This is a genomic window from Flavivirga aquatica, from assembly GCF_001747085.1.
Classification (GTDB): Bacteria; Bacteroidota; Bacteroidia; order Flavobacteriales; family Flavobacteriaceae; genus Algibacter_C; species Algibacter_C aquatica.
The window spans coordinates 465,306-491,015 of sequence record NZ_MDJD01000054.1; the positions used below are offsets into that span (position 1 = coordinate 465,306).

A 25,710-nucleotide genomic window follows, 5' to 3' on the forward strand; every position below is an offset into this window, starting at 1 on the left:
ATATTTTTACTAGAATTAAAAAAGGTTAAATCACTTCAATAAATAATGCTATTTCACTTTTGAATTTAATATAAAAAACACTCTTTTTATAAATTAGATTCAAAAGTGAAATAGCAATAGAACAAATAATAAATTATAAAATTTATTGTTTAATAACCTTTACATTAAAGTTATCGTTAATATTTAAAATATATAAGCCTTTATTTATTTCTTCTATATCTATCTCTGTTTGAGTTCCAGATTTAATAATTTGCCCTGTAATATTGTATAATTTCCAAGTCAACCTATCTCCTTTAGATAAATTAGTTATCGTTATTAAGCCTCTTGTTGGATTTGGATATACTTTTATTTTAGTATTATTAATATCTAAATCACCTTTACTAAGTCTAAGATCTGAACCATTAGTAGCTCCTGGGGTTGGTGCTGAAAAAGTAATATATTCTGTATCTCCATCAAATGTTGCTCCATAAGAGGTATCTGTATCTATATCTATAAAAGAAATTTGTTGTATTAAAGTGGTGGCATCTGGTGATGTTAATAATACTTCATCTGTTCCTTTTAATTTAAAATCTAAATGATTTGCTCCTTGGCTTAATTCTTTATCTGCCCATAATAATAAATAACCTTTACCTGCAACCGTTGTTTTACTAGCATCAGTATCTGTAATTTTCCATTTTAAAGGTTCGGCAGTGTCGTCAGAAATATAATAACCTGCTAAATTAACGGCTGTATTTTCTGGATTGTAAATTTCTATCCAATCGTCATATTCTCCATTTTCATCTGCAATAGTCGCATCGTTTTTCCCTTGTATTTCATTAATAACTATATTAGTTGACCCTATTGCTATTGGCTCAAAAACAGCTTTAATACTAGCATTTGTGGAAAAAACAGGTGCTATTTCAGCATCGGTACCAGAAACATCGCCTTCCCACCTTACAAACTTATATCCTGGTAAAGCTTCTGCAGAAAAACGAATAGGAATATTTTTAAAATAAGTTCCTGTAAAAGTTTCTTTTATAGATTTCACATTGTGTACTCTTACTAGCCCTTTATTTATATCTGAACTTTCATAAGTTACCTGTATAGGATCCTCTAATCCATATTCATTTTTAATTCTAGTGAAAATGGCTGCGTCTAACCTTCCTTCAACATCTTTCCTGAGTGCATTTACATTATTTTTCCATTCTGTTACATTAGCAAAGGGCGGTATATTAGATCTATTATAATCCTGATCTATTGCTAATTGAGAATTTATAATAGCATGCGCAGGTATCTCACTTTCTAATTCACTTTCCATCGTATTTATTATAGAAATAGTGCGTTCCTTATTATAAATATGGTTTAAAGTAGCGGCAATGAATTGTAATGCTTCATTTTTATACGGTTCATGCCTTCTCATTTCAGAAGGAACAATAGATGATACTGACATTGGACCTACTAATGGAACATGTTCTTCTCCAAACAAACCGAAAGTAGCATCATAATCATGCATATAATAATGGTTTTCATGTGCCGTTTTTCCAGATAAATCTTTCCAACTTCCAAACCCATATTCATTAAGATCAGCATAACTAATTAAAAATTGTACGTTTACATGATCGTTAAAATTTAATTTATTTTCTAATTCTGTCCTGTCTGTTGTAAAACCGTAGATAATTTGATCTCTACCACTTTTTTCAAACTCATTCTTTTTTAATCCAAAATTATGCTTTACATAATCGCTATCATCATCTTCTCTAACGTTAATAATACCTTGATATCTAGCGTTTACATATAATACGGCTGGTCGATATCCTTCAAAAGGGAAATCTGCTAAATTATCTTGTCCTAATAATCTTGACATAAAGGCATCTCTCATATGAGTTTCAGACCAATCTTGACTTGCATTTCTTAATAAAAAACTATCAAATTTACCTATATTTTTATTGGGATACATTTTATAATCAAAATCATCATCGCCATATATCTTATCTGCTTTTATTTTGCCATTTAATTGTGGTTGACTTAGAGAGGTCTTTCCTGATGCTCTAAAATTTGCATATTGATTTATCACAACTCTTCCATCCGTTTCTATAAAACTAAATGCAACCCGACCATCAATAACCTCTTTATTTCTATGGTTAAAAGATGAGTTATCGGATGTTAACAATACTAAAGGGAGATCGTGAGAAGCTCCTATAATATAAGATCTATTTTCAATAATACTAAATTCTGAAATTGATTTTATTGCAATCGCTTTTAATATTGTATTCTCATTAATACTTATAGGTGTAGTATATACCAAAGAAGATGTGCTTGGTATTGTGCCATCTATAGTATAATAAATTTCACCTTCTCCTGTGTTTGTTATTTCTACAGTTTGTCCTGAAGCATAAAGTCCTGATGCTACACTAATTTTTATATCTGAATCTAATAATTTAAATGCAGTAGTATCTAGATTTTCAGCATTAGGCGTTGGGGCATTCATAAAAGAAAAAGAACCATCATTAAGACGTGCATAAGAAATATCATTCTGCATTGGAGGATATTCTATTTTATGTATTTCAGAACCATCTACATTAGAAAGTATAACGCTTTCTCCTAAAGGTGAAAGTTTAAAATTTGTGTTTAAATGGGTACCAGCTGCAGCTGAAGTTTTATTAATATTATCCCCTCCTGCATGTATTAATAAAAATCCATTTGCTGAAATAACTGTGCCTAGTGGAAAAGTCCATTTTTCTATATCATCACTATCATTACTTAAAAAATAATTTCCAATATCAATTTCTGAAGCCGTTGTGTTTTTTAATTCAATCCAATTTAAATAAGTGTCAAGCGGGAAAGGTCCGACGTAAGTTCTAAAATTTTTTGCTTGAACTTCATTTATAACTATATTTTGAGAATATAGTGTTGTTGTTACTAATGCTAATAATAAAAATATTTTTTTCATTTGCTTCTTTTTAGAGATCATAGTTATAAAACAATTTAATATGGAAATTTCCTACCCTCTCTTAAAACAACTTAAAATGATCTAAATTTTTTATTCTTTTTTATTAAACTTATATCTTTATAAATACCAGTCAATTATAACGGTTTTATCTTTAAAAGTATTCACAAAATAATAGTGATTTTTTTACTTTTTATTTTTAATAAAAAGTGGAGTGGCTTCTTATAGCAATTATAATTTAAAACAAGCTTAAGAATTTTTATATAAAATTCAGATTTTACAATGTTGATTATATTATTGTTAATTTGTGTTTTTACCGTTTGATTTAACCAATGTTTAAGATCTTTGATATTTTCAAATGTTCTGTTTTTTAAATCGTTCTTTTAAATATTGCCATACTTTTTCGCAAGGATTTAATTCCGGGATATATGGCGGTATTCTAATAAGCTTAATATTGTCTGGAATATTTATATTTTTAGTAGAATGAAAACTGTATAATTCTTTCTAATTAGACTTACCAGAATATTTGCCTAAACACAACAATTGGGCTTTATCCAAAATTTGTATAATTATTTTAAAACAATGACAAAAAAAAATCCTCAACAAAGAAATGTTGAGGATTAATTAAACACTGAGTTAATATCAGTATCAAAAAAGGCAACGACCTACTCTCCCACAAATGCAGTACCATCGGCGCTAATGGGCTTAACTTCTCTGTTCGGAATGGTAAGAGGTGAGCCCCATCGCTATAACCACCTTAAGTTATAGCTATGGTAATAAGTGATTAACTTATCACTACAGCGTTCATCTTTACGATGAACAAATATCTTAACATATTGAAAAACACCCGTAGGTGACATACTTAAAAATTTTATAATATAACTTTTTGTAAACTTTTAAAAAAACAGGCGTACAATAAGCCTATGGGTTATTAGTACTACTCGGCTATGACATTACTGCCTTTACACCTATAGCCTATCAACGTGGTAATCTCCCACGACCCTTTAAAGAAATCTCATCTTGTGGTGGGTTTCGCGCTTATATGCTTTCAGCGCTTATCCCTTCCCAACGTAGCTACTCTGCAATGCTGCTGGCGCAACAACAGATACACCAGAGGTTAGTCCAACTCGGTCCTCTCGTACTAGAGTCAGATCCACTCAAATTTCTAACGCCCACTGTAGATAGAGACCGAACTGTCTCACGACGTTCTGAACCCAGCTCGCGTGCCACTTTAATGGGCGAACAGCCCAACCCTTGGGACCTTCTCCAGCCCCAGGATGTGACGAGCCGACATCGAGGTGCCAAACCCCCCCGTCGATATGAGCTCTTGGGGGAGATCAGCCTGTTATCCCCGGCGTACCTTTTATCCTTTGAGCGATGGCCCTTCCATGCGGAACCACCGGATCACTATGCTCTACTTTCGTACCTGATCGACTTGTAGGTCTCTCAGTCAAGCTCCCTTATGCCATTGCACTCTACGCACGATTACCAACCGTGCTGAGGGAACCTTTAGAAGCCTCCGTTACTCTTTTGGAGGCGACCACCCCAGTCAAACTACCCACCAAGCACTGTCCCTTCATTTGAAGGTTAGACTCTAGATAAGCAAAGGGTGGTATTTCAACAATGACTCCACAACGCCTAGCGACGCCACTTCAAAGTCTCCCACCTATCCTACACATTACTTATCCAAAACCAATACTAAGCTATAGTAAAGGTGCACGGGGTCTTTTCGTCCCACAGCGGGTAATCGGCATCTTCACCGATACTACAATTTCACCGAGCTCATGGCTGAGACAGTGTCCAGATCGTTGCACCATTCGTGCAGGTCGGAACTTACCCGACAAGGAATTTCGCTACCTTAGGACCGTTATAGTTACGGCCGCCGTTTACTGGGGCTTCATTTCAGATCTTCGCTAAAAGCTAAACCCTCCACTTAACCTTCCAGCACCGGGCAGGTGTCAGGCCATATACGTCATCTTTCAATTTAGCATAGCCCTGTGTTTTTGATAAACAGTCGCCTGGACCTTTTCACTGCGGCCACCCCAAAGGGTGGCGACTCTTCTCCCGAAGTTACGAGTCTATTTTGCCTAATTCCTTAGCCATGAATCTCTCGAGCACCTTAGAATTCTCATCCCAACTACCTGTGTCGGTTTAGGGTACGGGCTGCTTCACTCGCTTTTCTTGGAAGTCGCTTCTCTGGATTATCACCTTGACCGAAGTCGCAGTGTACTATCGGGGTATTACTACTCCCTTCAACGTACTATTCCGTCAGTACGCACCAAATTTACGCCTCCGTCACTTTTAGTGTGAGCAGGTACAGGAATATTAACCTGTTGGCCATCCACTACCCCTTTCGGGTTCGCGTTAGGTCCCGACTAACCCTCAGCTGATTAGCATAGCTGAGGAAACCTTAGTCTTTCGGTGTGCGGGTTTCTCGCCCGCATTATCGTTACTTATGCCTACATTTTCTTTTGTAGATTCTCCAGAATACCTCACAGTAATCCTTCGACGACACTACAATGCTCCCCTACCACAATTAATTGTCCATAGCTTCGGTAATATGTTTATGCCCGATTATTATCCATGCCGAACCGCTCGACTAGTGAGCTGTTACGCACTCTTTAAATGAATGGCTGCTTCCAAGCCAACATCCTAGCTGTCAAAGCAGTTCAACCGCGTTATTTCAACTTAACATATATTTGGGGACCTTAGCTGATGGTCTGGGTTCTTTCCCTCTCGGACATGGACCTTAGCACCCATGCCCTCACTGCTGATAAACATTTTATAGCATTCGGAGTTTGTCAGGAATTGGTAGGCGGTGAAGCCCCCGCATCCAATCAGTAGCTCTACCTCTATAAAACTATTAATCAACGCTGCACCTAAATGCATTTCGGGGAGTACGAGCTATTTCCGAGTTTGATTGGCCTTTCACCCCTACCCACAGGTCATCGGAACACTTTTCAACGTATATCCGTTCGGTCCTCCACTGTATGTTACTACAGCTTCAACCTGCCCATGGGTAGATCACACGGTTTCGCGTCTACCACTACTAACTAAGCGCCCTATTCAGACTCGCTTTCGCTACGGATCCGTGACTTAATCACTTAACCTTGCTAGCAACGGTAACTCGTAGGCTCATTATGCAAAAGGCACGCCGTCACAGATCTAGTCCGCTCCGACCGCTTGTAAGCGTATGGTTTCAGGTTCTATTTCACTCCCTTATTCAGGGTTCTTTTCACCTTTCCCTCACGGTACTAGTTCACTATCGGTCTCTCAGGAGTATTTAGCCTTATCGGATGGTCCCGACTGTTTCATACAGGATTACTCGTGTCCCGCACTACTCAGGATTACACTAGATTCACACGCTTTACTTATACGGGACTATCACCCTATATTGTTACTTTTTCCAAAGTATTCTAATTCATTGTGCTTCAAATATCGTGGTCCTACAACCCCACTATTGCCGTAACAATAATGGTTTGGGCTAATCCGCGTTCGCTCGCCACTACTAACGGAATCACTTTTGTTTTCTTCTCCTCCGGGTACTTAGATGTTTCAGTTCTCCGGGTTTGCTCCTATTACTAGGTGACATATCTTCAATATGCCGGGTTGCCCCATTCGGATATCTGCGGATCTAATCATGTGTGCTGATCCCCGCAGCTTTTCGCAGCTTATCACGTCCTTCTTCGCCTCTGAGAGCCTAGGCATTCCCCATACGCCCTTATTTAGCTTATTGTACTTTTTGCTTTTTTAATGAGTTACTATAATTTATATAAAAATCTTATATAAACTATCTGTGATTAATTAGAAATCGCTCGTGATTCTAATTAATCCTTTATATTATTTATTATTAGATCAATCTAATCTTAAATTTTTATGTATCTTTTTTCAATATGTCAATGAACTTCTTTCCTTATATGGAATCGTGGAGAATATCGGAGTCGAACCGATGACCTCCTGCGTGCAAGGCAGGCGCTCTAGCCAGCTGAGCTAATCCCCCATTGTAATTCTTCGTTTAGAATCCTTAATGTGAATTTAGAATTCTCAGTTCTAGAATTTCCTCTTTTTTTTAGTAGTCTCAGGCAGACTCGAACTGCCGACCTCTACATTATCAGTGTAGCGCTCTAACCAGCTGAGCTATGAGACTCTACTATTTTATATTCTTAAATTAACAGCTGCGAGAATAAACTATTTATCATTATAGTTATAATACTTCTTAATCGTCTTTCTCTAGAAAGGAGGTGTTCCAGCCGCACCTTCCGGTACGGCTACCTTGTTACGACTTAGCCCTAGTTACCGATTTTACCCTAGGCCGCTCCTCTCGGTGACGGACTTCAGGCACTCCCAGCTTCCATGGCTTGACGGGCGGTGTGTACAAGGCCCGGGAACGTATTCACCGCATCATGGCTGATATGCGATTACTAGCGATTCCAGCTTCACGGAGTCGAGTTGCAGACTCCGATCCGAACTGTGATAGGGTTTATAGATTCGCTCCTTGTCGCCAAGTGGCTGCTCTCTGTCCCTACCATTGTAGCACGTGTGTAGCCCAGGACGTAAGGGCCGTGATGATTTGACGTCATCCCCACCTTCCTCACAGTTTGCACTGGCAGTCTTGTTAGAGTTCCCATCTTGAAATGCTGGCAACTAACAACAGGGGTTGCGCTCGTTATAGGACTTAACCTGACACCTCACGGCACGAGCTGACGACAACCATGCAGCACCTTGTAAATTGTCCGAAGAAAGGTCTATCTCTAAACATGTCAATCTACATTTAAGCCCTGGTAAGGTTCCTCGCGTATCATCGAATTAAACCACATGCTCCACCGCTTGTGCGGGCCCCCGTCAATTCCTTTGAGTTTCATTCTTGCGAACGTACTCCCCAGGTGGGATACTTATCACTTTCGCTTAGCCACTCAGTCGAAACCGAACAGCTAGTATCCATCGTTTACGGCGTGGACTACCGGGGTATCTAATCCCGTTCGCTCCCCACGCTTTCGTCCATCAGTGTCAGTATATTATTAGTAATCTGCCTTCGCAATTGGTATTCTATGTAATATCTATGCATTTCACCGCTACACTACATATTCTAACTACTTCATAATAACTCAAGATAAACAGTATCAAGGGCAATTCTACAGTTGAGCTGCAGACTTTCACCCCTGACTTAATTATCCACCTACGGACCCTTTAAACCCAATGATTCCGGATAACGCTTGGATCCTCCGTATTACCGCGGCTGCTGGCACGGAGTTAGCCGATCCTTATTCTTACAGTACCGTCAAATCTCTACACGTAGAGCAGTTTCTTCCTGTATAAAAGCAGTTTACAACCCATAGGGCAGTCATCCTGCACGCGGCATGGCTGGATCAGAGTTCCCTCCATTGTCCAATATTCCTCACTGCTGCCTCCCGTAGGAGTCTGGTCCGTGTCTCAGTACCAGTGTGGGGGATCCCCCTCTCAGGGCCCCTATCTATCGTTGCCATGGTGTGCCGTTACCACTCCATCTAGCTAATAGAACGCATACTCATCTTATACCGTAACCTTTAATGTCTAATTGATGCCAATTAAACATACTATGAGGTATTAATCCAAATTTCTCTGGGCTATCCCTCAGTATAAGGTAGATTGTATACGCGTTACGCACCCGTGCGCCGGTCGTCATCTGTAGCAAGCTACAATGTTACCCCTCGACTTGCATGTGTTAAGCCTGCCGCTAGCGTTCATCCTGAGCCAGGATCAAACTCTTCATCGTTATTTTTTTAATATCTTAACAATTAATTAGATCAATCTATATAATCTAAATGGCTTATTCTCTTTGTCTAATCTTAACCGTTTCCAATTAAAATCTTACGCTGTCAATTCAATATGTTTATGAACTTGTTTTCTTTGTTCTCTTATCGCGTTTCCTTGATAAGCGGGTGCAAATATAAAACCCTTTTTTATTCTCACAAAACTTTTTTTAATCTTTTTTGAAAGTTTTTTTTCAACTTCTAAAACCGATTAGTAAAACTTCTTATGAACGTATGCCTTCAACAACTAATGCCGTTTTTAGCGGATGCAAACCTACAACCCTTTTTTGTTTATTCAACACCTTTTTTAACCTTTTTTTAATGATTTAATCATAACTCTTTTTAAATACATATACCTCAAGTATTTAAACGTGAAAATAAATAATACCCTAGTACAATATTTATCAGACTTTGGCGTTTCATCAGCTTTTAAGTCTCAATGCATCATCATATAATAGACTTAACTACTTCATATCTTTAATTAAAAAATACCTTAATTAAGAAATAGAAATTATACTTAACTTTGAACTGACTTTAAATCTTTAGTTTTATTACAAACAAATAAATGCGCATTATAAAAAATAATGTACAATTGAATAGCACAAAAAAATGAAAGTTAGTTTTCTTATCTATATTAAGGAATTTATATTTCTAGCTTTGAGTATTCTACAAGAATTTATTTAATGAATTGAGATAATTTAAAGCTTAATTGCATCATTTTATTATACCTTATTCCCAGTCTCCTTTTTTTTAATATTCTTGTAAAGAAAGTAAATGTTTGTTAAAACAATAAAAAAGTTTAACAAAATTACAGGTACAGAACTAATAAACACCCCGTATATTCCTAACAAAAAAGCTCCTATAAGATTAACTACTCTAAGTTTGACTATTGAATTCATCATTATACTTATAGCTATAAACAAAGAAGCTACATAACCTAATATTTCTATCCAATTTATTTGATTCATCATATTACATATATTTTATAAAACTTAATAATTATTCAAATTTCTATATTTAAAAGTAAAAAAAATATTATTTTAATTGTAAGTTTTTATAGTTACATAAGACAATAGTGTAAGAAAAGCTCTGTTTTTAAAAAAAAGACAGTATTGCTGTTAATTTACAAACCCCTAAAAACTAAAAAAATTATGTCTTTAGTAACAAAACCTACTATTATGTTCCCTGAACATCAAATCAACCAAGAAGAAATGATTGATGTATTAAAGGATTTATTTCCTTATCACCCAAAATGGAGTACCGTTGAGCGTATGATTAAAAACACTCAGGTAGAATCTAGAAATTTACTTTCTCCAATTAAACAAGTAACTACTCACCCTGGATTTGAGTATAGAAACAATTTATATAAAGATGAAGGCTTAAGAATGGCTTCTGAAGCTACACAAAAAGTACTGTCAGAAAATAAAATGAAACCCGAAGATATTGATCTTCTTATTGTTGTTTCTTGTACAGGTTTTTTAATGCCTTCTCTAACTTCTTATTTAATTAGTGATTTAAATTTTAGATCTAACACGAAACAACTTCCAATAGTTCAATTAGGGTGTGTTGCTGGTGCATGGGCTTTAAATAGAGCTCACGAATACACGAAGGCTTATCCTGATCACAATGTTTTATTAGTATCTGTTGAGTTTTCATCTTTATTATTTCAACCTCAAGATGATAAAATATCTTCTTTAATCTCAAATTGTTTATTTGGAGATGCTGTTTCTGCATGTGTTATAAAAGGCACCCCAGAAGAAGGTGATGAAGGATACTTAATTGAAGGTATCGATTCTTATTTAAAAAAGGATTCTGATCACTATATTAAATATGATGTAAAATCTACTGGTTTCCATTTTGGCTTAGATAAAGATGTTATGCACAGTATAAAAGATGTTGCTCCAATAATGAAAGATTTTATTCAAAAAGATTTTAATGCAAATGTTAATGATCTAGATTTTCATATATTTCATACTGGGGGTAGAAAAATTTTAGACGAATTAGTTTCTAATCTAGATTTAATAGAAGAGAACGTATCTAAAAGCAGAGAAAGTCTTAGAATCCACGGAAATATTGCTAGTGGAGTTGTTCTTGATGTTTTGAATGATGAATTTATTGCAAATAACAGAAAAAATGGAGACAAAGGTATAATGGCTGCTTTTGGCCCTGGATTTACTGCAGAAATTAATCGTGGAACTTGGATTAAAAATTAAAAAATATGGTGATTCATATCGTAATTTTTAAGCTCATTAAAACAGATACTACATCTATCGACAGTTTAAAAGAACAACTTTTTAGATTAAAAGATTTACCTTATTTGGCAGATTTTGATATTATTGAGAAATCTAACTTACTAAAAAGTTATATTGATGGAGATCTTGTTTTATTTTCAAAATTTAAAAATAAAAAAGATTTAGAATTGTATATGACAGATGAAACACATCTCGAGGTCATAAAAAATACTTCGATTAATATTCAAGAAAAGTATATACTTGATTTCGCTTCTAACAATATTAAAGTTTAAGGAACTGGTATATTTGTTTACCATAATATTATCTTAGACCTCTAATTTTTCTACACACTTTTATTTTTAATAAATTTAAAAATAATAAAAAAACACCCTTTAAGATTGTTATTTTAAAGGGTGTTTATTCCTAAATAACATAATTGTAATAACAAACGAGCCTAAATTATTGATAATGATACCTAGATTTATTCGTATACAAATTTTTTACTACAAAAGAAATGCATCAAAGCTTACTAACTTCAAAAAAACATAATACACAACTATACCTTGAAGACAACTCTAAAATAAAAATTATACTTAATATAAAATTGTATGTATTTGTTTATACCATTATCTTTGTTCTCTTAATTTAATTTATTTTAATGATACATATAACATTACCCGATGGCAGTGTTAAAACGTTTGAAGAAAACGTTACACCAATGGATGTTGCTAAAAGCATTAGTGAAGGATTTGCAAGAAATGTGATTTCGGCGAATTTTAATGGTACAAGCGTAGAAACTGTGACGCCTTTAACCACCGATGGTTCTTTAATTTTATATACCTGGAAAAATGACGAAGGTAAAACTGCTTTTTGGCATTCTTCTGCTCATGTTTTAGCTCAGGCTATTGAAGAGTTATACTCTGACGCTAAACTTACTATTGGTCCTGCTATTGAAAATGGGTTTTATTATGATGTAGATTTTGGCGAGCATAACGTTTCTGAAAAAGACTTTAAGACTATTGAAAACAAAATGTTAGAGATTGCCAGAGGTAAACATGATTTTAAAATGCGCTCTGCGACTAAAGCTGAAGCATTATCTTTATACGAAGGCAATCCTTTTAAAACGGAGTTGATTGAAAACCTTGAAGATGGTACGATTACTTTTTGTGATCATTCTTCTTTTACAGATTTATGTCGTGGTGGACATATACCTAATACAGGTATTATAAAAGCTGTTAAGATTTTAAGTGTTGCAGGTGCTTATTGGAGAGGTAATGAAAACAACCCTCAACTTACTCGTATTTATGGTATTTCTTTCCCTAAACAAAAGGAGCTTACCGAATATTTAACTTTACTTGAAGAGGCAAAAAAACGTGACCATAGAAAATTAGGCAAAGAATTAGAGTTGTTTACTTTTTCTAGAAAAGTAGGGCAAGGTTTACCGCTTTGGTTACCTAAAGGTGCTGCTTTACGTGAGCGCTTAGAAAACTTTTTAAAGGCTGCACAAAAGAAGGCTGGTTATGAAATGGTCGTTACGCCACATATTGGACAAAAGGAACTTTATGAAACTTCTGGTCATTATGCTAAATATGGTGAGGATAGTTTTCAACCTATTACTACACCTAAACAAGATGAAGAGTTTTTACTAAAACCTATGAACTGTCCGCACCACTGTGAAATATATAATAGTTCTCAATGGTCTTATAAAGATTTACCAAAACGTTATGCTGAATTTGGTACGGTTTATAGATATGAACAAAGTGGTGAGTTACATGGTTTAACTCGTGTTAGAGGGTTTACTCAAGATGATGCTCACTTATTTTGTATGCCTGAACAATTGGATAAAGAATTTAAAGATGTTATCGATTTGGTTCTTTATGTATTTGGTTCTTTAGGCTTTGATAACTTTACCGCTCAAGTATCTGTTAGGGATCCTGAAAATCCTGATAAATATATTGGTGATATAAAAAACTGGGAGAAAGCTGAACAGGCTATTATTAATGCTGCAAGAGATAAGGACTTAGATTATGTTATAGAAACTGGCGAAGCTGCTTTTTATGGCCCTAAACTAGATTTTATGGTTAAGGATGCTCTAGGAAGACGTTGGCAACTTGGCACTATTCAAGTTGATTATAATTTACCAGAACGTTTTGATTTGACTTATAAAGGTAGTGATAATGAATTGCACAGACCTATTATGATTCATCGTGCTCCTTTTGGTAGCATGGAACGTTTTATAGCATTATTACTAGAACATACTGGAGGGAATTTCCCGCTTTGGCTCATGCCAACACAGGCTATTATACTGTCAATTAGCGAGAAATATGAAAAATACTCAGAAAAAGTTTTAAATTTGCTAGAAAATGACGAAATTCGCGCCCTTGTAGACCATAGAAATGAGACCATTGGTAAAAAGATTAGGGAAGCAGAAATGCAAAAACACCCTTATATGATTATTATTGGTGAACAAGAAGAGAAGGAAGGTAAAATTACTGTTCGCCAGCATGGTGGAGAGGATTTAGGAATGATTAGTATCGAAGATTTCTCTAAAATTATTAAAGAAGAGATAAAAAAAACGTTAAAAACGTTCTAAAATAATAAGTTTAATTTAAAAAATATAACGCCATAGCACTTAGAAGACGACAACAACCTAGAAGAGTCTCACAAGAAGACAAACACAAAATAAACTCTAAGATTACTGCTCAAAAAGTACGTCTTGTTGGAGATAATGTGGAAATTGGTATTTACACCAAAGGAGACGCCTTAAGAGCAGCAGACGAGCAAGGGTTGGATCTAGTAGAGATTTCACCTAATGCAGATCCGCCTGTTTGTAAGATTATGGATTATAAAAAGTTTCTTTATGAGCAAAAGAAACGAGATAAAGCCTTAAAATCAAAAGCAACTAAGGTTATTATTAAAGAAATTCGTTTTGGTCCTCAGACTGATGACCATGATTACGAATTTAAAAAGAAACATGCTGAGAAGTTTTTAAAAGAAGGTGCAAAACTTAAAGCTTTTGTATTCTTTAAAGGACGATCTATCATATTTAAAGAACAGGGGCAAATATTACTATTACGTTTAGCTCAGGATCTTGAAGAATTTGGTAAAGTTGAACAAATGCCTAGATTAGAAGGTAAGCGTATGACTATGTTTATAGCTCCAAAGAAATAAGTACTCGATTTCTTTAAGAAAATAAAAATTAGTAAAATACAAGGTGCTAAAATAATTTTAGCATAGAAAGCAATTAAGCGAAATAATTAAAACTAGGAGAAGAAAATGCCTAAAATGAAAACAAAATCTAGTGCCAAAAAACGATTTAAGTTAACAGGTACTGGTAAGATTAAAAGAAAGCACGCTTTTAAGAGTCACATCTTAACAAAGAAAACTAAGAAGCGTAAGCTTGCTCTAACTCATGATGCCTTAGTACATAAGGCTGATGAAAATAACATTAAAACAATGTTACGTTTAAAGTAATATTACTTTAAACCGGTTAAAACAATTTATAAACCCTGGAGTTAGGCTTATTAATTAACTATTGTAAATTTTACAATTAAAAAATAAAAAAGTGTCAATTTTACTGACCGCCTACTACAAAAACAATTAAAATTATGCCAAGATCAGTAAATTCTGTAGCTAAAAGAGCTAGAAGGAAAAAGGTACTAAAACAAGCAAAAGGTTACTTTGGAAGACGTAAAAACGTTTGGACAGTAGCAAAAAATGCGGTTGATAAAGCGATGCAATATTCGTATAGAGATCGTAGAAATAAAAAGAGAACATTCCGTGCTTTATGGATTACGCGTATTAACGCAGCAGCCAGAGAACATGGTTTATCTTATTCTCAATTTATGGGAAAATTAAAAGCTAACGATATCGAATTAAACCGTAAGGTTTTAGCTGATTTAGCTATGAATAACCCTGAGGCTTTTAAAGTCGTTGTAAACAAAGTAAAATAAGGCGTTTTCGCCTATTGTAAAACATATTTCGCTTAATTAAAAAATCTGATTCTTAATTGAATCAGATTTTTTTATTTTATAGAAACTGTACTATATTTATATTAAAGAGCTATATCTTAGAAAAAATCTTTTTTTAAAAACTTCTAACCTAGCATATTGCTTTTTACAATGAACTCATTTAAGGTTTTGAAAAAAGAAAAAGGTTGTAGAAATTTGTGTTGCAAAACATAAAAAATCACAACCCTATGTACTAAGCAAAGATATGATAGAATTAGAAATACTCCCCTATTTACCAATAGGAAAACAAGAGCCAAAGCCAAAAGCTCCATTAGTTGAATTTATAAACCGTATCCTTTATTAAGTTAAAAACAGGTGTTCAATGGGAGTTTTTACCAATAAGTAGCTTATTTGAATCAGAAACATTAAGCTATCAGTATGTATTTTATCATTATCGTAAATGGAGTAAGTTAGATGCATGGAAATCTTACTGGATTCCTTGTTATCTAGTCATAAATCAAAGCTCGATTTGTCAAGTAGTGATCTAAATGGTAGTCATACTACAGCCTTAAAAGGTGCAGAACAAGTAGGCTATCAAGGTAGAAAAAGTGTAAAACCACAAATGCTTTATACCTTACCGATCTGCAAGGTATACTTTTAGTTATGTCTGAGCCTGTTAGTGGCAACCATAACGACTTATTTGATATCGAAGTACATTTCAAAGAAGTCACAGCAACTTTAGAGTGTTCTGATATCTGTGTAGATGGATTATTTCTAAATGCTGATGCAGGATTTGATTCTCAAAAACTTAGAGATACATGTGAGGCTAAAAGAATCATAGCTAATTTTGCAGAAAACAAACGTAATAGCAACAGTGATAATCGAGATTATTTTGATCAAAAATTATATCTAGAAAGATATTCCATTGAAATAACTAATGCCTGAATGGATAGCTTTAGGTCTTTATTAAATAAATTTAATAAAACTATAACAAGCTGGAAAGGTTTTAATTTTATTGCTTTTATAGTGATTGCTCTAAAAAAAATATATCTTAAGAAAAACCTTAAATGAGTTCATTTAAAAAATCTACTATTGTTATTAATTAGCTCGTTATATTTTTACTTAGTGCTCTTTTAAAAACAACTATATCTGGACTAATTTTGACTCATTTTCGGTTAAAAACAAAAGTCAAGATGAATTCTCATTCAAAATATACTAGACCTTATTTTAAACTTCTACGTTTTCTGTTTCTTTTTTCTTGCTGCTGGGAATAATACATTATTTAAAATTAACCTATAACCTGGAGATGTTGGATGTAAGTCAAGTTCTGTCTTAGGGTCTCCTACTCTATGTTGATAATCTTCTGGGTCATGCCCTCCATAAAATGTAAAAAAACCTTTTCCTTTTATACCATGAATATACTTTGCTTCGCCATTTACTTTTGTTTCTCCTAGCACTAATACATTAGATTTTATTTGATCTCTATTAAATGAAGTTGTTTGCCCCATAAATCCTTTTACTAATGCGGTATGGTTTTGACACAGCATAGTAGGAATTGGATCCCATTTTGCGGAAAACTCCATGAGCGAAAAATAGTCTGTGATTTTTGGAATTCTACGCTTACTAGTCATATCAATAGATGAAAACTCATAAACTTTTGGGCTTCTTTCTAAAATATAGTTTGAAAAAGCAAATGTTTTATTGTAATCTATTTTATTTTGATATCCTGGATCGCTGCCATCTCCATCAAACATTGGTTCACAAATATCAATGCTTTCTGCAGACAGGGCTATATCAAAACTATCTGTTGCACTACACATAGCGAACATAAATCCTCCTCCAATTACATAATCACGAATTTTTAAAGCTACTGCTCCTTTTTCTTCTGAAACCTTAGCATATCCTAATTTAGCAGCTAAACTTTCTGCTTTCTTTTTATCTTCAATATACCATGATGCTGCTCTATAAGCTCCATAAAATTTCCCATATTGCCCTGTAAAATCTTCATGATGCAAATGCAACCAATCAAAAAGCAGTAAACCATCATTTAATACTTCTTCATCATAAATAGTTTCATATGGAATTTCTGCATATTGTAAGACCATAGTTACTGCATCATCCCAAGGTAATTTGCCTTTAGGTGTATATACTGCTATTTTAGGTGCTTTTTCTAAAACTACTGCTTCCATATTTTGGCTAGGACTACTAATTTCTTCTAAAATACTTTCCGCTTTAGTATTGGAAAGTATCTCGAATGAAATGCCTCGTATTTGGCATTCTCGCTGAATAGCTTCGGTGTCTGGTAACAAGAATGAACCTCCTTTATAATTAAGTAACCATTTTACTTTCAACTGCTTATTAAGAACCCAATATGTTATACCATACGCTTTTAGATGATTTTTTTGACTTTCAATATCCATTGGTATTAGGATATAAGATGCATAGGTTTTAAACCCTAAACATATAAATAATAGTGTAATAAATATCTTTTTCAATTTGAGATAAGCTTTATAAGTTTTCTAAATCCTTTCTTTATGGGAATAACTACATACTTAACGATTCATGATGAAAGATAGTTAAAATTTATTTTTATCTAATACTGTTTAACATGAGTTTAATTCTTAAAACGGCACATCATTATCGTCATCATCATTAAATGAACTTCCAAAAGCTTGATCTGGGCTTGCTGCAAAGTTCTCTGCTTTAAATGTATCATCATTTGCGGCTGCATTCATTTTAGAATGAAATTCGAAAGGAGAATCAAAGTCTTCCAAGTTATCAAACTTACCTAAGTGACCAAGGAATTTCAATCGAATATTTTCTAACCCCCCATTTCTATGTTTTGCAATGATGAATTCTGCTTGCCCTTCTGTTGGTGAACGTTCATCATCATCCCACTCTTCTATTTTGTAATATTCTGGTCTATAGATAAAACTTACAATATCGGCATCCTGCTCAATTGCTCCAGATTCACGTAAATCTGATAATAATGGTCTTTTACTTCCACCACGGGTTTCCACAGCACGTGATAATTGAGATAATGCTATTACAGGTACCATTAACTCTTTTGCTAAAGCTTTTAAGTTTCGGGAAATCATCGATATTTCTTGCTCACGATTACCTCCATGACTAGGTCCCCCAGTCATTAATTGCAAATAATCAATCATGATTAATTTAATACCATGTTGAGATGAAAGACGACGTGCTTTTGCTCTTAAATCGAATATAGATAATGATGGTGTATCATCAATAAATAAAGGCGCTTTTTCTAAGCCTTTTACCTTTACGTTAAGTTGTTCCCATTCATGTTTTTCAAGCTTACCTGTACGTAATTTTTCTGAAGACAATCCTGTTTCACTGGATATTAAACGCATTATTAACTGTACCGATGCCATCTCTAATGAGAAAAAGGCAACTGGTATATTTTGATCTACAGCAATATTTCTTGCCATCGATAAGGTTAATGCGGTTTTACCCATACCAGGTCTAGCTGCCACAATAATTAAATCTGATGGTTGCCAACCTGATGTTAATTTATCTAATTTATTAAACCCTGTAGGAATACCACTTAACCCTTCTTTATTTGAAATTTCTTCAATTTGTTTCTTAGCTTGTATTACTAAGTCTTGCGCAGTTTCACTAGATTTTTTAATATTTCCTTGTGTAACTTCGTATAATTTAGATTCAGCTTTATCTAACAAATCAAAAACATCTTTAGTTTCATCATAAGAGTCTTCTATAATTTCGTTAGAAATTTTAATTAAACTACGTTGAATAAATTTCTGTAAAATAATACGTGCATGAAATTCAATATGAGCGGAAGATGATACTTTTTGGGTTAAAGATATAAGATAAAAATCCCCTCCTGCCTGCTCTAGTCTTCCATCTTTTTTTAACTGCGTAGAAACCGTTAATAAGTCGACAGGTTCACTATTTTCAAATAATGTAAAAATAGCTTCAAATATATATTGATGTGACTCTTTATAAAACGCATCTGGACTTAAAATATCAATAACTTCATCAACACCTTTTTTATCAATCATCATCGCACCAAGAACAACCTCTTCTAAATCAGTAGCTTGAGGCGGTATCTTCCCTCTTTCAAGGTTAATTATTGTACTTTTATCAACTTTATATCCTTGAACTTGATTTGGTTGCTTCATGACTACTAAAGTAATTAAAAAAGAGTTTTTTTCAGAGATAAAATGTCATGTGATTGTTAACCAATCATTAACAATTTAACTGTTAATAACTTATAAATATTGTGAATAAGAATAAAAAAATCTGAAAATTTAAGGTTTCAGATTTTTTATTATGCGGTTTATTTAGCTTTAGTCTTTAAAGACTCCCATTTTTTCATATTTTTCCATACGTTGGGATACTAAATCTTTTGGTGATAAGTTTTTAAGAACATCATAAGATTTAACAATAGCATCTCTAACGGCTAAAAATGTTTTTTCACGATCTCTATGTGCCCCTCCTAGCGGTTCTTTTATAATTTCATCTACTACTTTAATTTTTTTGGCATCACTTGCTGTAAGTTTAAGCGCTTCTGCAGCTTTTTCTTTATGCTCCCAACTTCTCCATAAAATAGACGAACAGTTTTCTGGTGATATCACTGAATACCATGAATTTTCTAGCATCATAACTTTATCGCCTACTCCAATACCTAAAGCACCTCCTGATGCTCCTTCACCAATTACAATGGTAATTATTGGTACTTTTAAACGAGTCATTTCTAAAATATTTCTAGCAATGGCTTCTCCTTGTCCACGTTCTTCTGCTTCTAGTCCAGGGTATGCACCAGGTGTATCAATTAAGGTTACTACAGGTAATCCAAACTTTTCAGCAGATTTCATTAAGCGTAATGCTTTTCGATATCCTTCTGGATTTGCCATTCCAAAATTTCGATATTGCCTTGTTTTAGTGTTATAGCCTTTTTGTTGCCCGATAAACATGAAGCTTTGATCTCCTATTTTACCTAAACCACCAATCATCGCTTTATCATCTTTGACATTACGATCTCCATGTAATTCCAAAAAGCTTTCTCCACAAATCGCATTAATGTGATCTAGAGTATAAGGTCTATTGGGGTGACGTGATAATTGTACACGTTGCCATGGCGACAAATTTTTATAAATATCTTTTTGAGCTTCTTTAAGCTTCTTTTCTATTTGAGAACAAGTTTCAGTAACATCAACTTCACTTTCTTCACCAATAACTTTACATTTTTGGAGTTGATCTTCTAATTCTTTTATAGGGAGTTCAAATTCTAAATATTCCATAAGAATTTTTTATTTAATACCGATTACATTTTGGTTAAGCTACAAATATAAAAACTTTAATTTTGTTAAACCCAAATTCTGGGTTAGAAAATCCATTCTAATTTTAAAATTACAAATAGAATTCAAGTAAGGTCTATGATTACTTTCTTTTTAACTTTCTAGTATTCTTAAATATTGCGTTTAACATTACGACTCCTATAATAACTATAGCTCCATAATAAAAAGAGGTACTCATTATTTCTTTCTCAGGAAATAATATTATAGCCATAATGATACCATAAATAGGTTCTAAATTATAGGTTAGCACAACTGTATATGGGCTAATAAGCTTCATTACATATGTAGAGGCAATGAAAGCATATGCTGTACAGATAGAAGCTAGTATGAAAAGATATATATAATCTGACTGATTCAAACTAAAAAAGTCTTCTGAAAAACCGCTATCAAAACACATTATATATAGAGAGATAAATAAAACACCACTCAAAAATTCATAAAATGAAATAACGGTTGCTGTGTGCTTTTTTAAAAAGCTTCCATTCAATACTGCAAATAATGAAGAAAAAAACGCTGATGAGATACCTAAAAGAATACCTGTTAGGTATTTAATTTCACTTTTCGTAATTATAAAAATACCTATAATCACTATTATTCCAAAAAGAATTTCGTACCATATTATGGTTCTCTTATAAATTATAGGTTCTATTAAAGAAGCAAAAAAAGCTCCTGTAGAAAACATAGCTAATGTAATAGATATATTAGACTCATCTATAGCTCCAAAAAAAGTAATCCAATGCAATGCTATAATAATACCAGCTATTGAAAGTTTGAAAATAGATTTTAAATTTACTATTAATTTAACCTTCGCTATTTTAACGTAAAAGAAAATTAAGATTAAGGCTATTGCCATTCTAAACCAAACTAATGAAATGGCTTTTATGGTTATTAACTCTCCTAATATAGCTGTAAAACCAGCTATAAAAACTAAAAAATGAAGGTGTAAATAATTTTTAAGTTTAGCGTTTGGCATTTTGTAATAAATAAACTGCTAAAACACCAAAAATAATATTAGGAAACCACACTGCTACTAATGGTGGGAAATCTGATTGTTCTGCCATAACACCAAAAATTTTATCAAAAAACACAAAAACCATTGCTATACATATTCCAACAGCTAAGTTAACTCCCATACCTCCACGTCTTTTTATTGACGAAACAGCTACTGCTATAATAGTTAATATAAAAACAGACACTGGTAAACTCCATTTTCTATATAAAACCAATTTAAAACGTCCCACGTTTGAAGAACCTCTAGCTTCTTCTTTAGCTATAAAACGTTTTAAATCACCATACATTTTAGTTTCCGCAGCATATATAACAGGTATTAAGTCATCTACTTGAAAAGAAAAAAGGGTGTCTTTCTTTTTAAGAATTTCTAATTCATCTTCATGATCCAATACCTTACGCTTAACATAGTTAGTCAACTCATAAGTAGATGTTGAATCTTTTTCAATATACTTAATATTATCTGCTGTTATTCTATGTACAAGTTTGTCATTTTCAAAATGCTCTAATGTAAAATTACTTCCTTTTTTATTTTTAACATCAAAATTACTAACGTAAATAATATCGTTATCATTAATTTGTCTGAACACATTTTCGTTATCAACAGCTTTCCTTCCTCTTTTTAGATATTTATAGCTAAAATCGTTAAAACCTTCACTTGCTTTAGGAGCTAAAAATAAACCTAAAACAATTGATAATAATGCTACTATAGAAGCTCCAATCATGTAGGGTCTTAAAAAACGAGAAAATGAGACTCCAGAACTTAAGAAGGCTACAATTTCTGTATTATTTGCTAGTTTAGATGTAAACCAAATGACTGATAAAAATAAAAATAACGGAAAAAGTAAGTGCGCAAAATAGATTGTAAAATCTAGAAAATAAAGTAATACTTCTCCTAAAGGGACTTCGTTATCAAGAATTTTTCCGATTTTTTCTGCAAGATGTACAGTTATCCCTATCGGAATAAACAGTAATAACATCATAAAAAATGTAAATAGATAACGCTTTAATATATACCAGTCGAGTATTTTCAATTTTATTTAATATTTTTTTTACTTAGATATAAGAAAAGTAGACTAAATTATGACTAGCTTAAAATCAAAATTTTCTATCGAAAACTTAAGTTTTATTATTCTCTATTTATCTTCTTTCTTATAGAACTTATCTTGACTTTTCTATTTCCTGAAAAATGTCTGAAATTCGCTCATATTTCATTCTTTTTTTTAATGTATCAATGCTATGTCTTTAATATGTGCTCTATCTGAACAAATTTCAACTCATTTTTCGGTTAAAAACAAAAAGTCAAGATGAGTTCATATATTTTAAAGACGATTATCCATTTGTTTTACCATTTTATCTTTCCAAGATCTAAAATCTCCTGCTAATATATGTTTTCTTGCTTCTCTAACCAACCATAAATAAAAACCAAGATTATGTATGGTTGCTATTTGCTTGCCTAACAATTCATTAACCGTAAACAAATGTCTTAGGTACGCTTTACTATATTCTGTATCTACAAAGGTTATACCCATTTCGTCTATTGGTGAAAAATCTTCGGCCCACTTCAAATTTTTAATGTTTATTGTACCATGTGCTGTAAATAACATCCCATTTCTTGCATTACGTGTTGGCATTACACAATCAAACATATCTACTCCTAACGCAATATTTTCTAAAATATTGATTGGTGTTCCCACTCCCATTAAATAACGGGGCTTATCTTCTGGTAAAATTGAGCAAACAACATCTGTCATTGCATACATTTCATCTGCTGGTTCACCTACAGATAGTCCTCCAATGGCATTACCAACTGCTCCTGAATTTGCAATATACTCCGCAGATTGTTTACGTAAATCTTTATATGTACTTCCTTGAACTATAGGAAAAAAAGCTTGATTATAGTCGTATTTAAGAGGTGTTTTTTCTAAATGATTAATACATCTATCTAACCAACGATGCGTCATATGCATTGAACGTTTCGCATAATTATAATCACAAGGGTACGGCGTACACTCATCGAAAGCCATGATAATATCTGCTCCAATACTACGTTGAATTTCCATCACATTTTCTGGTGTAAATGTATGATAACTACCATCTATATGTGATTTAAATTTTACGCCTTCTTCTTTTATTTTTCTATTAGCAGAAAGTGAATATACTTGATATCCTCCTGAATCTGTTAAGATGTTTCTATCCCAATTCATGAATTTATGAAGTCCACCTGCTTTTTCTATAATTTTAGTTTGCGGACGTAAATATAAGTGATATGTATTACCTAAAATAATATCTGGATTTATATCATCTTTTAACTCACGTTGATGCACACCTTTTACTGTAGCAACTGTACCAACAGGCATAAAAATAGGTGTTTCTATTACACCATGATCTGTTGTTATTTTGCCTGCTCTAGCCTTACTCTGAGCATCTTTTGCTTTTAATTCAAATTTCATCTGTTGTTTTGTTGCTCTTTAATAGAATTAGATACAATTGCTCACATTTAAATAATTTTATGTTTTAACTTTGTGAACCTTTCATTTTACATATTAAACATCTCTTTTAATATCTAAACATTTAGAGATACCTTAATTTATAAAATAAGCTATTAAGTTGGCAAAGATAAATAACTGAGAAAAGATAATGATTGTAATAAAAGAAAATAATATTCTTTTGGCAACGTTTTTGATATTATATCATGAATCAAAAAAACAAACATTATGACAAGCTTCAAAAACATTCACAAAGACTTTAAATTTGAAGGTCTAGTGAATAAAAATCTTTTTTTTATTTTATTAATTGCTACCCTTATACCTGCCTTGTCAATAGCACAAACTGAAAAAGGTATTGGTATTAAAGCAGGTTTGAATTACAACTCCAATGGTGATTATTTTGAATCTATTAATAGTAATTCTCAAAATCCAGATAGAAATATTGGATATCATTTAGGTGTATTTGCAAAAATTGGAGGTAATTTATACCTTAAACCTGAACTTGTTTACACCAGAACAAAAAGTGATTATAGAGATAATAGTTTTAAAATGCATAAAATTGATGCTCCTATATTGGTTGGCACCAAAGTAATAGGTCCTCTTAGTGTATTTGGAGGTCCTTCATTTCAATATATTTTAGATTCTAAGTTTGGTGCTATTTCTATTAATAATATCGAAAATGATTTTTCTGTAGGGTTAAATTTTGGTATTGGTTTTAACTTAAAAAAAGTTGGTATTGACTTGAGATACGAAAGAGGCTTCGGTGATAATGAAGCTACTTTTATAAATAACAATATTATTAATACTCAAAGCAAAATAGATACTCGACCTAATCAATTAATCTTGAGTTTATCAGTAGTACTTTAATACTCCTCTGGTTATTAAAAAACAAAAAACCTCGCTAATGCGAGGTTTTTTGTTTTAAGTATATTATCTAAATATAGTTATTCCGCATCTAAATAATCTGCTTTTCCATCTGCATCTGTATCTGTAAATGTTATAATAGTTCCTGTAAAAGTACCATCTTCCTCCTCATTTATTTTATTTAAAAGCACTTGATTCGATTCTAAAGTCATCATTTTAAGCTCTTCAACAGTAGCTTTTTTTTCTGTTACTGTTATAGTGATTTCATCTTTAGTTAAAATTCCATCTCCATCGTCATCATTATCGACATAATTAGGTATATTATTTCCATCTGTATCATCATCTTTAACACCAGATGCTTCAGTTGTTACTGTAAATAAACCATCTTCTGTTATATCTTCTAAATAAGAAGGAATCCCATCATTATCATGATCATTTTCAAAACATTTTAATAGTTCAAATTTGAAAATTAAAGGTGAAAGTTGAAGACGATTTTCTGGATTAAACAAATAAGCTAAACCAGTAGGCAAAAACATCATACCTACTCCTGCATTATTATAAACTGTAGTTCCATCTCCTTGATCAACTTGATCTGCAGCTGCATTAAACTCTGGAATCACTAATTTCCACCCTCTTATTGTATTTGTTAAATCTATAATGCTTGGGTTTGGGTGTAATGCACTATCAAAAATATCTTCATCTAACTCAATACCTTCATATGCTATTAAAACATTATCTGAAAAAGCTGGAGAATTAACACCTCCTCCTTGATTTAGTTTTAAAATATAGTATTCAAAAGTAACATCTCCTATAGTTAACGTTTTAGATTCTACTTTATCGTTTAGCAATGTATTACCTGTAGGTACTGGAGCTCCCTTTTCAATTTTAGTAATTACCAAATTTTTAATTTTTGGATCACTCTCTATTGTACTAGAATTATAATAATGTGTTTCTAAATAATTTACAATTGAATCATTATCTTTTATTTGTTGTTCTGATATATTTATATTCTGCGGAGCTTGTATTCCATCATCATCTTTTTTACAAGATAAAAAACCAACTGTTAAACATAGTATAGATATACTTACTTTCTTTAATTTCATTTTGCAAA

General features: G+C 32.9%; 16 protein-coding genes, 2 tRNA genes, 3 rRNA genes and 1 pseudogene. 8 read left to right on the top strand and 14 right to left on the bottom strand.

Translation table 11 applies throughout. From position 1 onward, the window contains the following. Positions 1-142: 142 nt before the first annotated feature. The 7 genes from A8C32_RS16345 to A8C32_RS16370 all read right to left on the bottom strand — a co-directional run bounded on the left by A8C32_RS16345 (position 143) and on the right by A8C32_RS16370 (position 8,678). A complete protein-coding gene (locus tag A8C32_RS16345; RefSeq protein ID WP_069831478.1) occupies positions 143-2,929 on the bottom strand; it encodes a lamin tail domain-containing protein in 2,787 nt (928 codons plus the stop codon). A 351-nt stretch (positions 2,930-3,280) separates the two neighbouring features. Continuing rightward, positions 3,281-3,397, bottom strand: a complete 117-nt coding sequence (locus tag A8C32_RS20050) for a transposase (protein ID WP_083253446.1) — start codon at positions 3,395-3,397, stop codon at positions 3,281-3,283. A gap of 181 nt (positions 3,398-3,578) precedes the next feature. Further along, positions 3,579-3,686: ribosomal RNA gene (gene rrf / locus A8C32_RS16350) — 5S ribosomal RNA — on the bottom strand. Positions 3,687-3,837: 151 nt separating this feature from the next. After that, positions 3,838-6,662: ribosomal RNA gene (locus tag A8C32_RS16355) — 23S ribosomal RNA — on the bottom strand. Between the two features lie 190 nt (positions 6,663-6,852). Further along, positions 6,853-6,926, bottom strand: a tRNA-Ala gene (locus A8C32_RS16360). A gap of 73 nt (positions 6,927-6,999) precedes the next feature. Beyond that, positions 7,000-7,073 (bottom strand) — tRNA-Ile (locus tag A8C32_RS16365). An 87-nt stretch (positions 7,074-7,160) separates the two neighbouring features. Then, positions 7,161-8,678, bottom strand: a 16S ribosomal RNA gene (locus A8C32_RS16370). Together the 16S, 23S and 5S rRNA genes with 2 tRNA genes alongside form the textbook arrangement of a ribosomal RNA operon. Before the next feature lie 1,188 nt (positions 8,679-9,866). On the opposite strand from A8C32_RS16370, the gene A8C32_RS16380 reads away from it, so the two are divergent. The 7 genes and pseudogenes from A8C32_RS16380 to A8C32_RS16410 all read left to right on the top strand — a co-directional run bounded on the left by A8C32_RS16380 (position 9,867) and on the right by A8C32_RS16410 (position 15,967). After that, a complete protein-coding gene (locus tag A8C32_RS16380; protein ID WP_069831479.1) occupies positions 9,867-10,928 on the top strand; it encodes a type III polyketide synthase in 1,062 nt (353 codons plus the stop codon). A gap of 5 nt (positions 10,929-10,933) precedes the next feature. After that, the gene (locus tag A8C32_RS16385) at positions 10,934-11,239 is read left to right on the top strand and encodes a Dabb family protein (protein WP_069831480.1); all 306 of its coding nucleotides are present in this window, start codon (positions 10,934-10,936) and stop codon (positions 11,237-11,239) included. A 365-nt stretch (positions 11,240-11,604) separates the two neighbouring features. After that, on the top strand, positions 11,605-13,539 hold the full coding sequence (gene thrS / locus A8C32_RS16390; RefSeq protein WP_069831481.1) for a threonine--tRNA ligase: 1,935 nt from the start codon (positions 11,605-11,607) through the stop codon (positions 13,537-13,539). Positions 13,540-13,571: 32 nt separating this feature from the next. Beyond that, positions 13,572-14,117: a translation initiation factor IF-3 gene (gene infC, locus A8C32_RS16395; RefSeq protein ID WP_083253395.1), complete on the top strand. Its 546-nt coding sequence runs from the start codon at positions 13,572-13,574 to the stop codon at positions 14,115-14,117. A 105-nt stretch (positions 14,118-14,222) separates the two neighbouring features. Beyond that, the gene (gene rpmI, locus A8C32_RS16400) at positions 14,223-14,420 is read left to right on the top strand and encodes a 50S ribosomal protein L35 (RefSeq protein WP_069831483.1); all 198 of its coding nucleotides are present in this window, start codon (positions 14,223-14,225) and stop codon (positions 14,418-14,420) included. Between the two features lie 134 nt (positions 14,421-14,554). Further along, complete coding sequence (gene rplT / locus A8C32_RS16405; protein ID WP_069831484.1) at positions 14,555-14,899, top strand: 50S ribosomal protein L20; 345 nt, start codon at positions 14,555-14,557, stop codon at positions 14,897-14,899. Positions 14,900-15,161: 262 nt separating this feature from the next. After that, positions 15,162-15,967 (top strand): annotated as a pseudogene (locus tag A8C32_RS16410) (transposase family protein). Positions 15,968-16,131: 164 nt separating this feature from the next. On the opposite strand, the gene A8C32_RS16415 reads toward A8C32_RS16410, so the two are convergent. From A8C32_RS16415 to tgt, 6 genes are all read right to left on the bottom strand, one after another. Beyond that, a complete protein-coding gene (locus A8C32_RS16415) occupies positions 16,132-17,316 on the bottom strand; it encodes an asparagine synthetase B (protein WP_069831485.1) in 1,185 nt (394 codons plus the stop codon). Between the two features lie 201 nt (positions 17,317-17,517). Further along, a complete protein-coding gene (gene dnaB, locus A8C32_RS16420; protein WP_069831486.1) occupies positions 17,518-19,059 on the bottom strand; it encodes a replicative DNA helicase in 1,542 nt (513 codons plus the stop codon). A gap of 168 nt (positions 19,060-19,227) precedes the next feature. After that, the gene (locus A8C32_RS16425; RefSeq protein ID WP_069831487.1) at positions 19,228-20,181 is read right to left on the bottom strand and encodes an acetyl-CoA carboxylase carboxyltransferase subunit alpha; all 954 of its coding nucleotides are present in this window, start codon (positions 20,179-20,181) and stop codon (positions 19,228-19,230) included. Positions 20,182-20,320: 139 nt separating this feature from the next. Continuing rightward, on the bottom strand, positions 20,321-21,211 hold the full coding sequence (locus A8C32_RS16430) for a DMT family transporter (RefSeq protein WP_069831488.1): 891 nt from the start codon (positions 21,209-21,211) through the stop codon (positions 20,321-20,323). Continuing rightward, on the bottom strand, positions 21,198-22,280 hold the full coding sequence (locus A8C32_RS16435) for an LptF/LptG family permease (protein ID WP_083253396.1): 1,083 nt from the start codon (positions 22,278-22,280) through the stop codon (positions 21,198-21,200). The genes A8C32_RS16430 and A8C32_RS16435 overlap by 14 nt, the downstream gene beginning before the upstream one ends. A 288-nt stretch (positions 22,281-22,568) precedes the next feature. Further along, a complete protein-coding gene (gene tgt / locus A8C32_RS16440; RefSeq protein WP_069831490.1) occupies positions 22,569-23,699 on the bottom strand; it encodes a tRNA guanosine(34) transglycosylase Tgt in 1,131 nt (376 codons plus the stop codon). A gap of 264 nt (positions 23,700-23,963) precedes the next feature. On the opposite strand from tgt, the gene A8C32_RS16445 reads away from it, so the two are divergent. Then, the gene (locus tag A8C32_RS16445; protein WP_083253397.1) at positions 23,964-24,602 is read left to right on the top strand and encodes an outer membrane beta-barrel protein; all 639 of its coding nucleotides are present in this window, start codon (positions 23,964-23,966) and stop codon (positions 24,600-24,602) included. A gap of 77 nt (positions 24,603-24,679) precedes the next feature. Here A8C32_RS16445 and A8C32_RS16450 read toward each other — a convergent pair whose 3' ends face one another. Next, positions 24,680-25,702 (bottom strand): FKBP-type peptidyl-prolyl cis-trans isomerase, encoded by a 1,023-nt coding sequence (locus A8C32_RS16450; RefSeq protein ID WP_069831491.1) that lies wholly within the window; start codon positions 25,700-25,702, stop codon positions 24,680-24,682. Positions 25,703-25,710: the final 8 nt, after the last annotated feature.

Excerpts from the sequence above, each read along its gene's own strand:
- dnaB (WP_069831486.1), bottom strand. The coding sequence starts at position 19,059 with ATGAAGCAACCAAATCAAGTTCAAGGATATAAAGTTGATAAAAGTACA.
- thrS (WP_069831481.1), top strand. The coding sequence starts at position 11,605 with ATGATACATATAACATTACCCGATGGCAGTGTTAAAACGTTTGAAGAA.
- A8C32_RS16380 (WP_069831479.1), top strand. The coding sequence starts at position 9,867 with ATGTCTTTAGTAACAAAACCTACTATTATGTTCCCTGAACATCAAATC.
- A8C32_RS16445 (WP_083253397.1), top strand. The coding sequence starts at position 23,964 with ATGACAAGCTTCAAAAACATTCACAAAGACTTTAAATTTGAAGGTCTA.
- A8C32_RS16385 (WP_069831480.1), top strand. The coding sequence starts at position 10,934 with ATGGTGATTCATATCGTAATTTTTAAGCTCATTAAAACAGATACTACA.
- A8C32_RS16345 (WP_069831478.1), bottom strand. The coding sequence starts at position 2,929 with ATGAAAAAAATATTTTTATTATTAGCATTAGTAACAACAACACTATAT.
- rplT (WP_069831484.1), top strand. The coding sequence starts at position 14,555 with ATGCCAAGATCAGTAAATTCTGTAGCTAAAAGAGCTAGAAGGAAAAAG.
- A8C32_RS16425 (WP_069831487.1), bottom strand. The coding sequence starts at position 20,181 with ATGGAATATTTAGAATTTGAACTCCCTATAAAAGAATTAGAAGATCAA.
- tgt (WP_069831490.1), bottom strand. The coding sequence starts at position 23,699 with ATGAAATTTGAATTAAAAGCAAAAGATGCTCAGAGTAAGGCTAGAGCA.
- A8C32_RS16415 (WP_069831485.1), bottom strand. The coding sequence starts at position 17,316 with ATGGATATTGAAAGTCAAAAAAATCATCTAAAAGCGTATGGTATAACA.
- A8C32_RS16450 (WP_069831491.1), bottom strand. The coding sequence starts at position 25,702 with ATGAAATTAAAGAAAGTAAGTATATCTATACTATGTTTAACAGTTGGT.
- rpmI (WP_069831483.1), top strand. The coding sequence starts at position 14,223 with ATGCCTAAAATGAAAACAAAATCTAGTGCCAAAAAACGATTTAAGTTA.
- A8C32_RS16430 (WP_069831488.1), bottom strand. The coding sequence starts at position 21,211 with ATGCCAAACGCTAAACTTAAAAATTATTTACACCTTCATTTTTTAGTT.